This is a genomic window from Micromonospora tulbaghiae (assembly GCF_900091605.1).
GTDB classification, from domain to species: Bacteria; Actinomycetota; Actinomycetes; order Mycobacteriales; family Micromonosporaceae; genus Micromonospora; species Micromonospora tulbaghiae.
In genome coordinates, this window is sequence record NZ_FMCQ01000010.1 from 73379 (window position 1) to 87403 (window position 14025).

General features: G+C 72.8%; 13 protein-coding genes. 6 read left to right on the top strand and 7 right to left on the bottom strand.

All coding sequences use genetic code 11. From position 1 onward, the window contains the following. Positions 1 to 303: 303 nt before the first annotated feature. Positions 304 to 2949 carry a class III lanthionine synthetase LanKC gene (gene lanKC / locus GA0070562_RS25600; protein ID WP_175438875.1) on the bottom strand — a complete coding sequence of 882 codons (2646 nt, stop codon included), beginning with the start codon at positions 2947 to 2949 and terminating at the stop codon, positions 304 to 306. A gap of 289 nt (positions 2950 to 3238) precedes the next feature. On the opposite strand from lanKC, the gene GA0070562_RS25605 reads away from it, so the two are divergent. The 3 genes from GA0070562_RS25605 to GA0070562_RS25615 all read left to right on the top strand — a co-directional run bounded on the left by GA0070562_RS25605 (position 3239) and on the right by GA0070562_RS25615 (position 5884). Beyond that, positions 3239 to 3808: a hypothetical protein gene (locus GA0070562_RS25605; protein WP_091426902.1), complete on the top strand. Its 570-nt coding sequence runs from the start codon at positions 3239 to 3241 to the stop codon at positions 3806 to 3808. Between the two features lie 7 nt (positions 3809 to 3815). Continuing rightward, the gene (locus tag GA0070562_RS25610) at positions 3816 to 5078 is read left to right on the top strand and encodes a sensor histidine kinase (protein WP_091426903.1); all 1263 of its coding nucleotides are present in this window, start codon (positions 3816 to 3818) and stop codon (positions 5076 to 5078) included. Positions 5079 to 5176: 98 nt separating this feature from the next. Next, positions 5177 to 5884, top strand: a complete 708-nt coding sequence (locus GA0070562_RS25615; protein ID WP_175438876.1) for a response regulator — start codon at positions 5177 to 5179, stop codon at positions 5882 to 5884. Between the two features lie 39 nt (positions 5885 to 5923). Here GA0070562_RS25615 and GA0070562_RS25620 read toward each other — a convergent pair whose 3' ends face one another. From GA0070562_RS25620 to pdxY, 5 genes are all read right to left on the bottom strand, one after another. Continuing rightward, on the bottom strand, positions 5924 to 8299 hold the full coding sequence (locus GA0070562_RS25620; RefSeq protein ID WP_091426904.1) for an ATP-binding cassette domain-containing protein: 2376 nt from the start codon (positions 8297 to 8299) through the stop codon (positions 5924 to 5926). Between the two features lie 26 nt (positions 8300 to 8325). After that, the gene (locus tag GA0070562_RS25625; protein ID WP_091426905.1) at positions 8326 to 8775 is read right to left on the bottom strand and encodes a pyridoxamine 5'-phosphate oxidase family protein; all 450 of its coding nucleotides are present in this window, start codon (positions 8773 to 8775) and stop codon (positions 8326 to 8328) included. 8 nt (positions 8776 to 8783) lie between these two features. Further along, positions 8784 to 9194, bottom strand: a complete 411-nt coding sequence (locus tag GA0070562_RS25630) for a VOC family protein (RefSeq protein WP_091427082.1) — start codon at positions 9192 to 9194, stop codon at positions 8784 to 8786. 5 nt (positions 9195 to 9199) lie between these two features. Next, positions 9200 to 9664, bottom strand: coding sequence for a helix-turn-helix transcriptional regulator (locus GA0070562_RS25635; protein WP_091426906.1), 465 nt, complete (start codon positions 9662 to 9664; stop codon positions 9200 to 9202). A 97-nt stretch (positions 9665 to 9761) separates the two neighbouring features. Then, positions 9762 to 10613, bottom strand: coding sequence for a pyridoxal kinase PdxY (pdxY, locus tag GA0070562_RS25640; protein WP_091426907.1), 852 nt, complete (start codon positions 10611 to 10613; stop codon positions 9762 to 9764). 180 nt (positions 10614 to 10793) lie between these two features. Between pdxY and GA0070562_RS25645 the strand changes: the two genes are divergently transcribed. Both GA0070562_RS25645 and GA0070562_RS30955 read left to right on the top strand, forming a co-directional pair. Beyond that, positions 10794 to 12212 (top strand): OFA family MFS transporter, encoded by a 1419-nt coding sequence (locus GA0070562_RS25645; protein WP_091426908.1) that lies wholly within the window; start codon positions 10794 to 10796, stop codon positions 12210 to 12212. Continuing rightward, the gene (locus GA0070562_RS30955; protein WP_255474251.1) at positions 12209 to 12334 is read left to right on the top strand and encodes an MFS transporter small subunit; all 126 of its coding nucleotides are present in this window, start codon (positions 12209 to 12211) and stop codon (positions 12332 to 12334) included. Before GA0070562_RS25645 ends, GA0070562_RS30955 begins: the two co-directional genes overlap by 4 nt. Positions 12335 to 12385: 51 nt before the next feature. On the opposite strand, the gene GA0070562_RS25650 is transcribed toward GA0070562_RS30955, so the two are convergent. Then, positions 12386 to 13114: an SDR family NAD(P)-dependent oxidoreductase gene (locus GA0070562_RS25650; protein ID WP_091426909.1), complete on the bottom strand. Its 729-nt coding sequence runs from the start codon at positions 13112 to 13114 to the stop codon at positions 12386 to 12388. Between the two features lie 72 nt (positions 13115 to 13186). Here GA0070562_RS25650 and GA0070562_RS25655 point away from each other — a divergent pair, with 72 nt between their 5' ends. Next, on the top strand, positions 13187 to 14020 hold the full coding sequence (locus GA0070562_RS25655; protein WP_091426910.1) for a patatin-like phospholipase family protein: 834 nt from the start codon (positions 13187 to 13189) through the stop codon (positions 14018 to 14020). The last annotated feature ends 5 nt before the right edge of the window (positions 14021 to 14025 follow it).

A 14025-nucleotide genomic window follows, 5' to 3' on the forward strand; every position in this document is an offset into this window, starting at 1 on the left:
GGGCGGATTGACGACGGACCCGGGCGGGCGGGGGGCCGCCCGCCCGGGTCGCCAGGCGGATCAGGTGTGGCCGGGGCCGGTGGCCCTGTCGCCACTGCCGTCTCAGCCGTTGCAGCAGGCGATGCTGATGCTGCTGGACTGCGGCGGGACCGCGTGGCGGGTGCCGTTCTGCGTGGCCATGGCCTGCAGGTTGAGGAGCTTCGTCATGGGGGTTCACCTCCTTCGTGGGTGTGGTGGTCGGGCCTCCGGTGTCGTCCGGAGGGCCGTCGGCGGGTCCGACGGTGTTTGTGGGTGCCGGCTGGTTCAGCTCGCGGCGAGGAGGTGGTCGGTGGACGCGACGTGGGTGGGCGCGTCGAGGAAGGGCAGTGTGACTCCGGTGCGATGCAGCGCGGCGTGCATCGCGGACAGGATTCCGGCGCCGCCGGCGGCCAGGTCGGTCGAGATGCGCAGCAGGGTGTCGCCGGGGAACGCGAGGCGGCCGTCGAGGGCGTACGCGTGCCAGGCGAGCCGGGTCAGGTGCGCCGGGTGGTGGCGGGCCGCGCCGTCGCGGACGAGGCCGACGGGACGCATGGCGCGCGGTCGGTCCGGTGGTGGGTCGTCGGCGAGCAGGGCGGCGGTGGCGAGCAGTCCGGCGCGGCCGTGGAAGAGGCCGGGCAGCAGGACGAATTCGACGTCGACGGTCCGGCGGACGGTGGTGACGACGTCGCGCAGCCAGGGGCGTTCGCCGTGGTGGAGCAGCGTGTGTGCGGCGACGGCGATGCCGGAGCTGCCTTCGTCGAGGTAGAACAGTCGTCGTGCGCCGTCGCGTACGTGAAGGTTGCCTCTGTCGTCGCGGACGGTGTGTTCGAGGTCGCGGCGGACGGCGGTGCGGGCGGCGCGCAGCCAGGTGGGGTCGCCGGTGGCTTCGTGGAGCCGGGTGAGGAGGACGGCCGGGCCGGACCAGCCGCGGAGCAGGCCGGGGCGGGCGGGTTCGGGGACGGGCTGTTTCGTGTCGCCGGTGAGGGTGCGGGCGAGCCGGTCGCCGATGCGCAGGGCGTCGTCGGGGACGGGTCGGCCGGTGCGGAGCAGGGCGAGTCCGATGCCGGCGAGGCCGCTGTGCAGGCCGGGGCCGTACCGGTCGTGGAGGCCGGTGCGACATCGGTCGAGTAGTTCTGCGGCGTCGTCGTGGCGTCCCGTGTGGTCCAGCAGCGCGGCGATGCCGGCGAGGCCGTCGTAGAGGCCGAGGTGCGTGGCGGGTAGGCGTCGTGCGGCGCGGACGAGCCAGTCGAGGTGTTCGTCGCGTTCGGGGTAGTCGGCGCCGGTGGTGACCAGTGCCCAGATGACGCCGGCGGCGCCGTGCGCGAGGGCGGCGCCGCCGTGCGGGAACTGTCCGGGGTCGCCGGGGAAGAGCCGGTCGGTGCGGTGCGGTGTGGCGGTGGCGCGGATTCCGGCGGCGAGTGATTCGAGCAGCGGGGTGTGGTCGGCGGCCTGGCCGGTGGGCCAGGGGAAGCGGGTGACGCGGCTGCGGTCGGGTGCCGTGGTGCCGGCGCCGTCGGTGGTGGGCGCGGTGCGTGCGGTGTGCAGGTCGTCGCGGATGCGGTCGAGGTAGCCGGCCGGCAGGGGGAATCGTCGGGCCGCGCTCGTCAGGTCGTGGAACTTGTCGTCGGTCAGGGCGGTGAGCTGGGTGATCGGTAGGAAGACGGCGAGTCGGAGGCAGGCCAGCGCGTACCTGTCGACGGCCGGGCCGCGACGTATCCGCGGGGTGGCGAAGCCGGGGTCGCCCAGTGACGGGGTGAAGTCCTCGTCGACCAGGTACGCCTGTTCGAAGTCGACGAGCACGATCCGGCCGTCGGGTCGGATCATGACGTTGGCGGTGTGCAGGTCGCCGAAGACCACTCCCCTGGCGTGTACCTGGGACAGTGCCGTCTCGACCCGGTCGATGACGTCGAGCGCCCACGCGGTGTAGTCGGCCAGTTCCTGGTCGGTGGGGTCGGGGTGGATCAGGGGGTGCCGCATGGCCAGGTGGTGTTGCAGGGTGTCCCCCTCGACGAACTCCTCGACCAGGAATTCGTGTTCCCACCAGGTGAGGCGGTCGAGCAGTCGTGGTACGCAGTCGAGGCCGGCGAGGCGCCGCAGCATGTCCTCTTCGCGGCGCAGGCGGGTGAGCGCGTCTGTGCCGGCTCCGTCGAGCCCGGCCAGCGGCCGGGCTTCGCGCAGGACGACGGTGCGGCCGTCGCGCAGGTCGGTGGCGCGGTAGACGCCGCCGGCGTTGGAGTGGTGCAGGGCCTCGTCGATGCGGTACGGCGGGTCGTCGTCGGTCTCGGCGGCTGCTGCCGCGATGCGTTCGGCGACGAAGCCGGGTACGGGGGCCCAGTCGGGCACGGTGAAGACGGGTTCGCGCCGGTCGGGGACGAGGACTCCGTCGGGGCGTACGACGGCGGGGACGGGTTCGTCGCCGTCGACGCACCAGAGTTCGGCGAATCCGCCGTAGCGCAGGTAGAGCGGGCCGTCGTGCCAGCGCAGGTCACTGAGGACGTACGGGCCGCGGTAGCCGGCGAGCCGGGCGCCGAGGTCGTCGAGGATGCGGCGCAGGGCGGTGTCGTCGGCCGGGTACAGGGCGGCGAGTTTGCCGCTGCCGGCGCGGTGGGCGTACTTCTCGTTGTTGACCAGGGCGAGCCGGCGGCTGCGCTGGAACTTGAAGGCGACGTGGTGGCGTACGCAGTGGTCGCGTACCAGGTCGAGCACGTCGGCGGCGTCGTCGAGGCCCACTGACACGTGTACCTTCCAGCCCTGCTGCGGCAGCTGCGCCTGGGTGGGGTGCCACATGATCCAGCCGCCGTGCTCGGCGACGCGCCAGCCGGTGGGCGGGGTCTGGTCGGCCAGCGGGAACCGGCTCGCCGTGTCGGCGACGTACGCCGGTGAGTCGACGTGGACCGGGTCGGCGATCAGGAACGCACCGGGCGTGGGCATGGCAATCCTCGCGGCCGTGACGGATGGGATGGGTGTCCGGGGCGTTCGGTGTGTCGCCGCCGTCGTCCGGACTGGTTCCATCGTGGTCGTAGCCGGCCGGTCCTGGCGTCGGGCTGTGGGGCGAGGTTCGGGGTCCTCCCCGGCCCGGTGCGGGGCGCCGGGGGTCGGTCTGGAAGGTGACACCGGATGTCACCCGGTACGGGGACGTCCGCCGGGGCCGGTGTCGGCCAGAATTCGTCGCGTACGCGGGCTGTTCGCCCGCCCTTTCCCTGTTCTCTGGAGGTCCTTGATGAAGACCGAGGTCCAGTCGCCGCCGACGGTTCTGCTCCTGCAGGCGCAGCGGCCGGCCGGGTGGGTGACAGTCGCGCGTGGGGTCGCGTTGGACGGCCGGCGTTGTCTGCTGAGGACGGTGGGTGCCGGCCGGCCGCGGTCCGGTGACGCGGTGCGTCTGGTCGGGGTCACCGGCGCGGACGTGCGGCCGCTCACCGTCGCCGAGGTGTCGGTGCTGCACCGTGACCCGGCGGACCTGCTGATGGTGTCGATCGCCGAGGAGACGGTTCCCGGTGGGTACGGCACCGACGCGTCGGCGGTGCGCCGGGTGCTGGCGTTGCTCGCTGACGAGGAGGACCGGCGGTGGCGGGTGGCCGCGGACGCCGCCGGTGCCGTCGTGCCGTCGGTCGTGCTGGTGGGGGCGGGCCGGCCGGGTGTGCCGGGCCGGCCGGCGGCGCCGGTGACGACGCACCGGGTGAGCGCGGCCACGCCACCGCCGGACGGTGACGGCGGCGGTGACGACGACGGCTCCCCGTTGTCCTGGACCTGCCGGTTGTTCGGGATCGGCTGCCCGGCCGAAGACTCCTAGCCCGCCGATGACCACGGTGACCGGTGCGGTGGCGCCGTCTGGCCCGGCGCGGGCTGCGAGATGGTGGCGTCACGATTTTCTGCTGCTGCCGGTGCTGTGCCTGCTCGACCTGTTCACGGCCTCGTCGGTGGTGATCCAGAGCGAGCCGGTCGGCCCGGCCCGGCAGTGGCTGCAGGTGCTCGCCGCGGTGCTGTCGATCGGCGCCCTGTGGTGGCGGGCCCGCGCGCCGGTCGCCGTGTTCGTGTTCGAGTGCGCCCACGGCGCGGCGATGTGGTTCCTGGTGCACGACTACCGGCCGTGGGTGGGTCTGATCGTCGCCCTGTACACGGTGGCGGCGTTGCGGCCGTTCGTGGTGTCGGCGGCGGCGTACGCGGCGGCGTGCGCGCGTAGCCTGCTCAGCGCGCTCGACTCGTTCCGGGTGGAACCGAGCCCGGGCGCGCGGGCCGGGGAGTTCGCGGTCACCGCGCTGATGTTCGCGCTCATCTACGCCGCCGCGTTTGCGGCCGGTTCGGTGGTGCGGCGGCACCGGCGGCGGGTGGCCCAGTTGGAACGGGAACGGCGTCTGGCCCGGGCCGAGGCGGTGGCGTTGGAGCGTCGCCGGATCGCCGCCGAGCTGCACGACGTGGTGTCCCACTCGGTGACCGTGATGGTTCTGCAGGCTGCCGGTGCCGCACGGATCAGCGCCTCCGACCCGGAGCGGACCCGGGAGGCGCTGCTGCACATCCAGCAGGCCGGGCAGCAGGCGATGGCGGAGCTGCGGCGGCTGCTGGCGGTGATGCGGGCCGACTCGGGTCCGGCGGCCGACGGTGAGCCGGGTCCGCAGCCGCGGCTGGACGACATCGAGGTGCTCCTGACGTCGATGCGGTGCGCGGGGCTCACGGTGACCATGTCGGTGTCCGGCAGCCCTCGGCCGCTGGATCCGAGTATCGAGCTGGCGGCGTACCGGACGGTGCAGGAGAGCCTGACGAACACGCTGAAGCACGTCGGGCGGCGTGCCTGCGCGACGGTGCATTTCGCGTGGCAGGAGCGGGTGGTGTTGCTGCGCGTCGACGACGACGGCACGGGCCGCGAGGCGGGCGGCACGGCGGCGGGACTGTCGACCGGCAACGGGCTGGCCAGCCTCGCCGAGCGGCTGGAACGCGTCGGTGGTCGCCTGGTCGCCGGGCCGCGTCCCGAGGGCGGGTTCCGGGTGAGCGCGACGCTGCCGGTCGCGCAGCGCGGCGACCTCGTGGCGGCGCCGGGTGACGGCGGGGTGCCCGCTGTCGGGTGAACGCGTGTCCGCTGTGCGACATCCGGCTAGCCGCCGACGCCGACACCGATGATCATGTGGTGGGGCCGCGGTCACGGCCGCCGACGACGGGAGCCTTCATGATCCGGGTGCTGCTCGCCGACGATCAGCCGCTCGTACGGGCGGGACTCGCGATGCTCCTGACGAACGAGCCGGACATCGAGGTCGTCGCCGAGGCCGACGACGGGGCGCAGGCCGTGGAACTCGGTCGGCGCCTGCGCCCGGACGTGGTGCTCATGGACGTGCGGATGCCCGGCACCGACGGTCTGGCCGCCACCAGGTCGATGGCCGAGGAGAAGCTCATCGACGACGCCGACCGGCCGGTACGGATCATCATGCTGACCACCTACCACGTGGACGAGGCGGTGCACGCCGCGCTGCGGGCGGGCGCCTCCGGTTTCGTGCTCAAGGACGCCGCGCCCGAGGAACTGGTGTCGGCCATCCGCGCGGTGGCCGACGGAGAGGCGTGGCTGGATCCCGCCGTCGCCCGGCGGCTGCTCGACGACCTCGCCGCCCGGCCCGACCCGGGGCTGCCCACACCGGTCCAGATGCGCGGGCTCACCCCGAGGGAACGCGAGGTCCTGGTGCTCATGGCGTACGGGATGTCGAACCGGGAGATCGCCGAGCATCTCGTGCTCGGCGACGCGACGGTCAAGACCCACGTCAGCCGGGTTCTCGCGAAGCTGGGGATGCGTGACCGGACGCACGCGGTGGTGGCCGCGTACCAGTGCGGCCTGGTGGAGCCCGGCACGGCGCCGCCGGCCCGGATGGCCGGCCTGTCCCGCTGAGGCCCGTGGCGCGGCCGGGGGCCTCAGCGGGCACGGCGGTCAGGCGCCGACGTAGTCGGCGAGGTGTTCGCCGGTGAGTGTGGACCGGGCGGCCACGAGGTCGGCCGGGGTGCCCTCGAAGACGATCCGGCCGCCGTCGTGACCGGCGCCGGGGCCGAGGTCGATGATCCAGTCGGCGTGCGCCATGACGGCCTGGTGGTGCTCGATCACGATGACGGACTTCCCGGCGTCGACGAGCCGGTCGAGCAGGCCGAGCAGTTGGGCGACGTCGGCCAGGTGCAGGCCGGTGGTCGGTTCGTCGAGGACGTACACGCCGCCCTTGTCCCCCATCCGGGTGGCGAGCTTGAGCCGTTGCCGCTCCCCTCCGGACAGCGTGGTGAGGGGCTGACCGAGCGTGAGGTAGCCGAGGCCGACGTCGGCGAGCCGGTCGAGGATGGTGTGGGCGGCCGGGGTGCGGGCCTCGCCGTCGCTGAAGAACGTCTCGGCCTCGTCGACGGACATGGCGAGGACCTCGCTGATGTCGCGGCCGCCGAGGTGGTAGTCGAGGACGGCCGGCTGGAACCGCTTGCCCTCGCAGTCCTCGCAGGTGCTGGCGACGCCGGCCATCATGCCGAGGTCGGTGTAGATGACGCCGGCGCCGTTGCAGGTCGGGCAGGCGCCTTCGGAGTTGGCGCTGAACAGGGCGGGCTTGACGCCGTTGGCCTTGGCGAAGGCCTTGCGGATGGGGTCGAGCAGGCCGGTGTAGGTGGCCGGGTTGCTGCGGCGGGAGCCGCGGATGGCGGTCTGGTCGACGCTGACGACGTCCTCGCGTCTGGCCAGTGAGCCGTGGATGAGGCTGCTCTTGCCGGAGCCGGCGACGCCGGTGACGACGACCAGGACGCCGAGGGGGATGTCGACGTCGACGTCGCGCAGGTTGTGCGTGCGGGCGCCGCGGATGGGCAGCGCGCCGGCAGGCGTACGCAGCTTGTCCTTGAGGGTGGCGCGGTCGTCGAGGTGGCGGCCGGTGGTGGTGCCGCTGGCGCGCAGGCCGCCGACGGTGCCTTCGTAGCAGATGGTGCCGCCCGCGCTGCCGGCGCCGGGGCCGAGGTCGACGACGTGGTCGGCGATGGCGATGGTCTCGGGTTTGTGTTCGACGACCAGGACGGTGTTGCCCTTGTCGCGCAGTTGCAGCAGGAGGCTGTTCATGCGGGCGATGTCGTGCGGGTGCAGGCCGATGGTGGGTTCGTCGAAGACGTAGGTGACGTCGGTGAGGGACGAGCCGAGGTGTCGGATCATCTTGGTGCGCTGGGCCTCGCCGCCGGAGAGGGTGCCGGCGGGCCGGTCGAGGCTGAGGTAGCCGAGGCCGATCTCGACGAACGAGCCGAGGGCGTCCCCCAGTGCCTTGAGCAGCGGGCCGACGGAGGGTTCGTGCAGGTCGCGTACCCAGGTGGCGAGGTCGCTGATCTGCATGGCGCAGGCGTCGGCGATGTTGATGCCGTTGATCTTCGAGGAGCGCGCTTCGGGGGCCAGGCGGGTGCCGTCGCAGTCGGGGCAGGTGGTGAACGTGACGGCGCGTTCGACGAAGGCGCGGGTGTGGGGCTGCATGGCGTCGACGTCCTTGGCGAGCATCGACTTCTGGATGGCCGGGATGAGGCCGGTGTAGGTGACGTTGATGCCGTCGACCTTGATTTTGGTGGGCTCCTTGCGGAGCAGGTCGTCCAGCTCACGCTTGGTGTAGTCGCGGATCGGCTTGTCCGGGTCGAACAGGCCGCTGGAGCGGAAGATGCGGCCGTACCAGCCGTCCATGCTGTAGCCGGGGATGGTGATGGCGCCCTCGTTGAGGGAGAGCTTCTCGTCGTACAGGACGGTGAGGTCGAAGTCGGTGACGGCGCCGCGGCCCTCGCAGCGGGGGCACATGCCGCCGAGGCGGTTGAAGGTGCCCTTCTTGGTCTGGGTCTTGCCGGGGCCGCGGTCGACGGTGATGGCGCCGGCGGCCCGTACGGAGGGGACGTTGAACGAGTAGGCGTTGGGCGGGCCGATGTGGGGGTCGCCGAGGCGGCTGAACAGGATGCGCAGCATGGCGTTGACGTCGGTGGCGGTGCCGACGGTGGAGCGGGGGTCGGCGCCCATGCGTTCCTGGTCGACGATGATGGCGGTGGTGAGGCCTTCGAGGATGTCGACCTCGGGGCGGGACAGGGTGGGCATGAAGCCCTGGACGAAGGCGCTGTAGGTCTCGTTGATGAGGCGCTGTGACTCGGCGGCGATGGTGCCGAACACCAGTGAGCTCTTGCCGGAGCCGGAGACGCCGGTGAAGACGGTGAGGCGGCGTTTGGGTATCTCGACGTCGACGTTGCGCAGGTTGTTCTCGCGGGCGCCGTGGACGCGGATGATGTCGTGGCTGTCGGCGTGGTGCAGGCCGGCGGTGGCCTTGCTCATGGTGTCTCCGTCCGGTTTTGCGGGTGTCAGTCGAGCCAGCGGCCGTCGCGCATCAGGGTGCGGCCGGGCAGCTCGTCGGCTTCGCGCCAGGCCTGGATGCGGCGCGGCGTGATGCGGTACCAGCGGTAGGGCGTGGTCAGGGTACGAGGGTCGAAGCCGGTTCGGGTGGCGAAGCGGTCCCCGCGCTCGGTGGGCAGGGCGTCGATGGCGAGGTTTTCCACGTCGCCGTCGATCATCGTGACGTCGCGGGTCGGGCCGAGGCCGATGCGCGCGCGGCCGGTGGCGAGGTTGCGGCCGGTGGGGCTGTCGGCCGGGGTGGCGACGAGCAGCGTGTCGCCGTCCCAGTCGAAGGACAGGGGCACGAGGTACGGGGTGCCGTCGGGGTCGGCGGTGGCGACCCAGCAGTCGACGTCGTGGTCGAGGCGGTGGGTGGTGTCGTGGCGGCGGCGGGCGCGGGTGCGGGGCGCGTCGGTCATGGGTGGGGTCAGCGCCGCTCGTTGATGCGGATGAGGTTGCCGGTGGGGTCGCGGAAGGCGCAGTCGCGTACGCCGTAGGGCTGTTCGGTGGGTTCCTGGACGACGTCGGCGCCGCTGGCCGCCAGGCGGTCGAACAGGCCGTCGAGGTCGTCGGTGGCGAGGGTGAGCGCGCCGTAGCTGCCCTTGGCGATGAGTTCGAGGATGGTGCGGCGTTCGTCGTCGGTGATGCCGGGGTCGGCGGCCGGCGGGTGCAGGACGATGCCGGTCTCGGGCTGGTTCGGCGGGCCGACGGTGAGCCAGCGCATGTTCTGGTAGCCGACGTCGTTGCGCAGTTCGAAGCCGAGGGTGTCGCGGTAGAAGGCGAGGGCGGCGTCGGCGTCGGTGTGGGGCAGGAACGCGTAGTGAATGGTGATCGTCATGGTGGTCACGCTAGTGGTGGCCGGCCGGTGCGGGCTTCTCGATTCCTGATCGGTCGGGTCACCTGTTTGGTCAGGCACGGGGGTGGTTCCGCGGTGTCGGGTGCGTGGCGGGCGCGGTAGGCGCTGGGTGGTTCGCCGACGAGTTCGGTGAAGCGGGTGCTGAACGTGCCCAGGGACTGGCAGCCCACGGCGAAGCAGACGTCGGTGACGCTGAGGTCGCCGCGGCGCAGCAGGGCCATGGCGCGTTCGATGCGGCGCGTCATGAGGTACGCGTACGGGGATTCGCCGTAGGTCTGGCGGAACTGGCGGCTGAGGTGGCCTGCGGACATGTGCTCGCCGCGGGCGAGGGCTTCGACGTCGAGGGGTTTGGCGTACTCGCGGTCGATGCGGTCGCGGACGCGGCGCAGCCGGGTCAGGTCGCGCAGGCGTTGGGCGAACGCGGGGTCGTCGGTGGCCGGGTGCGGTGGCACGTCCGCATCTTGCCTGCTGGGCGGTGGTGTCGTCCACCTGTTCGAGCGGCGAGTCGCCGCCGGGTGCACCCGCGGCCCGGGCGCACCCGGGCGGCGGTCAGCGCAGCCGGCGGGCGGCGAAGCGGGTGGGTGGGTCGGCGATGGCGTCCTGGGTGGCGACGAGTTGCAGTTCCCGGGTGCCGGCTTCCAGGGTCGCCTCGAGTACCGCGTAGATCGAGTTGGTGGTGCGTTCCAGCGCGGTCTGCGGTGAGCCGGTGGTGACGAGGTGGGCGAGGTAGAGGGCGGCGGTGACGTCGCCGCCGCCGTTGGGGGCGATCGGCAGCAGCGGGGTGGTGACGGCCCAGGCGCCCTCGTCGGAGACGGCGACGACCTCCAGGTGCCCGGCGGGCAGGTCGCCGTGCAGGACGCTGGTGACCAGGACGTGCCGTGGGCCGGCGGCGCGGACGGTGTCGACGGCGGCGAGGAGATCGTCGAGGGTGTCGGTGGTGCGGCCGGCGAGGAACTCCAGCTCGAACTGGTTGGGGGTGACGATGTCGGCGCGCGGTACGACGGTGTCGCGCAGGTATTCGGGGATGCCGGGGCGGACGAACATGCCCCGGCCGACGTCGCCCATGACCGGGTCGCAGCAGTAGAGGGCGGCCGGGTTGGCGGCCTTGACGCGGGCGACGGCGTCGAGGATGACCGCGCCGACGGCGGGGTCGCCCTGATAGCCGGAGAGGACCGCGTCGGCGGTGCCGAGCACGCCGCGGTCCTCGATCCCGGCGATGACGTCGGCGACGTCGGTGGGGGCGAGCAGCGGGCCTCGCCAGGCGCCGTAGCCGGTGTGGTTGGAGAAGTGCACGGTCAGGACCGGCCAGACCTCGTGTCGGAGGCGTTGCAGTGGGAACACGGCGGCGGAGTTGCCGACGTGGCCGTAGGCGACCGACGACTGGATGGACAGGATCTTCACCTGCTCATGGTCGCATCCCGGGGCGGGTGTGACGGGCGGTGGTGGGGTGACGACAGGTGGCTGCGGCGGTGACCGTTCGGCTCAGCGTTTCGACCGCCGGGCGCGGGGCGGGTTTGGGCGCAGCGTGCGGTGGGGGCATGAACCGCCTGTGTTCTCGCCATCTGGACGGAGGAAGCAACGATGCTTTCCGCACTCGATCGTCGGCACACCGTCGCGCCGCCGGGGTACAGCCGCTGGCTGATCCCTCCGGCCGCGTTGGCGATCCATCTGTGCATCGGGCAGGTGTACGCGACGAGCGTGTACAAGAACTCCCTGATCGCGCATTTCGACACGAGTCAGACGGCGATCGGGGTGATCTTCAGCATCGCGATCGTGATGCTGGGGTTGTCGGCCGCGGTGGCCGGTACGTGGGTGGAGGCGAACGGGCCGCGTAAGGCGATGTTCGTCTCGGCGTGTTTCTGGGCGGCGGGTTTCCTGGTCGGTGCGCTGGGCATCGCGACCGGGCAGCTGTGGCTACTGTATGTGGGGTACGGCGTGCTGGGCGGCATCGGTCTGGGGATCGGCTACATCTCCCCCGTCTCCACGTTGATCAAGTGGTTTCCGGACCGGCCGGGTCTGGCGACCGGGCTGGCGATCATGGGGTTCGGCGGTGGGGCGATGGTGGCCTCTCCCCTGTCCCGGCAGCTGTTGTCGTTCTACGACGCGGGTTACGACCCGTCGGACAGCGGTTCGACGGCGTCCGGGTCGGCGTTGGTGTGGCTGTTCGTGACGCTCGGCGTCGGCTACTTCGTGATCATGATGTTCGGGGTGTTCAACGTGCGGGTGCCCGCGCCGGACTGGCGCCCGGCCGGGTTCGATCCGGCCAAGGTGGCCGAGAAGCCGCTGGTGACCACCGCCAACGTGTCGGCGGCCAACGCGGTCAGGACGCGGTCGTTCTGGCTGCTGTGGGTGGTGCTGTTCTGCAACGTGACCGCAGGGATCGGGATCCTGGAGCAGGCCAGTCCGATGATCCAGGACTTCTTCCGCGAGGGCGGCACGTCGGCGGTGTCGGTGGCGGCGGCCGGCGGGTTCGTGGGACTGCTGTCGCTGTTCAACATGGCGGGCCGGTTCGTGTGGTCGTCCACGTCGGATGTGATCGGCCGTAAGCCGATCTACGTGGTGTACCTGGGTGTGGGCATGGTGCTGTACCTGGTGCTGGCGCTGGTGGGGCAGACCTCGACGGCGTTGTTCGTGCTGCTGGCGTCCGTGATCCTGTCGTTCTACGGCGGCGGGTTCGCGACCATTCCGGCGTACCTGCGGGACCTGTTCGGCACGTTCGAGGTGGGCGCGATCCACGGCCGGCTGCTGACCGCGTGGTCGGCGGCGGGCGTGGCCGGGCCGCTGATCGTCAACGGGTTCCTCGACGCGCAGGGCGAGCCGGGCACGTTGACCGCGGCGGCGTACCGGCCGGCGCTGTTCACGATGGTCGGCGTGCTGGCGGTGGGGCTAGTGGCGAACCTGCTGGTGCGGCCGGTGCCGCAGCGGTACCACGAGCCCGCGTCCGGGCGGGGCGAGACGGAGCAGGGACAGCCGGGATCGACGGAGAGGAGCGGATCGTGAACGAGCACAGCGGTGGCGGGCAGCTGGTTCGCCTGGTGGTGTCGTGGCTGCTGGTGTCGGCGCTGTTGGGCTACGGCGTGGTGCAGACGGTGATCACGGCGGCGAAGCTGTTCACCCAGTAGGAGACGCGACGCGGCGGCCCGGGGGCGGCAACCCCCGGGCCGCCGCCCGGGTCAGAGGCCGCCGCCGACGCGCAGGACCGCGCCCGTGGTGTACGAGGCGTCCGCGCCGAGCAGGTGTGCGATCGCGCCGGCGACCTCCTCGGGTTCCCCCGCGCGGCCCATCGGGATCCGCCCGGCGGCGCTGTCCGGGCGGTCGGGCACCCCGGAGCGGGCGTGGATCGTGGTGCGGATGATCCCGGGGGCGACGGCGTTGACGCGGATGCCGTGCGGCGCGAGTTCCTTCGCGAGCCCGACGGTGAGGGTGTCGGTGGCGGCCTTGACGGCGGCGTAGTGGATGTACTCCCCGGGTGAGCCGAGCGTCGCGGCCACGGAGGAGACGTTGACGATGGCGCCACCGCGGGTGAGCCGCCGGGCCGCCTGCTGGGCGCAGAGGACGTACCCGATGAGGTTGACGTCGACGACCTCGCGCAGGTCGTCGACGCGCAGGTCGGTGAACGGGCCGATCGGGCTGGTGACGCCGGCGTTGTTGACCAGGCCGGTGAGCGGGCCGAGCCGGTCGGCGGCGTCGAAGATCCGGCGTACCTCGTCGGGGTCGGTGGTGTCGGCGGCGACGGTGACTGCGCGGCGGCCGGCGGCGCGTACGTCGGCGGCCACCGCCTCGGCGGCCGCGTGGTCGGCGCGGTAGCCGATGACCAGGTCGTGGCCTTCGGTGGCGAGCCGGCGGGCGGTGGCCGCGCCGATGCCGCGCCCTCCCCCGGTGATGATGGTGACGGAGGTCAATGCCCTTCTCCCCTGTGCGGTGGGGGCGACGTTACCGTGGGCGGGACCATCCGGGGTGGAGAGGACTGTCACATGGGGCGCGCGTTGGTGCTGGGTGGTGGCGGGGTGACCGGGGTGGCCTGGGAGCTGGGTCTGCTGGCCGGGCTGGCCGGGCACGGCCTGCGGCTGGACGAGGCTGACCTGGTGGTGGGCACGTCGGCCGGGTCGGTCGTCGGGGCGCAGGTGCGCTCGGGCACGCCGCCGGCGCAGTTGTACGAGGCGCAGCTGCGGCCGCCCCGCGACGAGGTGCCGGCCCGGCTGGGGACGGGGGTGCTGTTGCGCTGGGCGTGGGCGGGCGGTCGTGGCCGGGACGCGGCGCGGGCCCGGGCACGTATCGGCGCGATGGCGTTGTCGGCGCGTACCCCGTCGGAGCAGTCGCGGCGGGCGGTGATCGCGGCGCGGCTGCCGTCGCCGGACTGGCCTGCGGCGCGGCTGCTGGTCACCGCCGTGGACGCGGCCTCCGGCGAGTTCGTGGTGTTCGACGCGGACAGCGGGGTGCCGCTGGTGGACGCGGTGGGCGCCAGTTGCGCGGTGCCGGGGGTGTGGCCGCCGGTCACAGTCGGCGGCCGGCGCTACGTCGACGGCGGGGTCCGCTCGCCGGTGAACGCGGATCTGGCGGCCGGCTGCGATCGGGTGGTGGTGCTGGCGCCGACGCGTGCGGCGGTGGGGCCGATGCCGCGGCTGTCGGCGCAGGTGGCGGCGTTGCGGGAGGCGGGGGCGCGGGTGGCCGTGGTGTCGCCGGACCGGGCGGCGCGGACGGCGATCGGCCGCAACGTGCTGGACCCGGCGCGGCGGGCGGCGTCGGCGCGGGCCGGGTTCGCGCAGGCCGACGCGGTGGCCGACGAGGTGGCCGGGGTGTGGCGGTGACCGCA

What these genes read in the sequence shown, in the direction of transcription:
- lanKC (WP_175438875.1), bottom strand. Translation starts at nt 2,949, where the DNA reads ATGCCCACGCCCGGTGCGTTCCTGATCGCCGACCCGGTCCACGTCGAC.
- GA0070562_RS25655 (WP_091426910.1), top strand. Translation starts at nt 13,187, where the DNA reads ATGGGGCGCGCGTTGGTGCTGGGTGGTGGCGGGGTGACCGGGGTGGCC.
- GA0070562_RS25625 (WP_091426905.1), bottom strand. Translation starts at nt 8,775, where the DNA reads ATGACCGACGCGCCCCGCACCCGCGCCCGCCGCCGCCACGACACCACC.
- GA0070562_RS25610 (WP_091426903.1), top strand. Translation starts at nt 3,816, where the DNA reads ATGACCACGGTGACCGGTGCGGTGGCGCCGTCTGGCCCGGCGCGGGCT.
- GA0070562_RS25605 (WP_091426902.1), top strand. Translation starts at nt 3,239, where the DNA reads ATGAAGACCGAGGTCCAGTCGCCGCCGACGGTTCTGCTCCTGCAGGCG.
- GA0070562_RS25630 (WP_091427082.1), bottom strand. Translation starts at nt 9,194, where the DNA reads ATGACGATCACCATTCACTACGCGTTCCTGCCCCACACCGACGCCGAC.
- GA0070562_RS25645 (WP_091426908.1), top strand. Translation starts at nt 10,794, where the DNA reads ATGCTTTCCGCACTCGATCGTCGGCACACCGTCGCGCCGCCGGGGTAC.
- GA0070562_RS25615 (WP_175438876.1), top strand. Translation starts at nt 5,177, where the DNA reads ATGATCCGGGTGCTGCTCGCCGACGATCAGCCGCTCGTACGGGCGGGA.
- GA0070562_RS25620 (WP_091426904.1), bottom strand. Translation starts at nt 8,299, where the DNA reads ATGAGCAAGGCCACCGCCGGCCTGCACCACGCCGACAGCCACGACATC.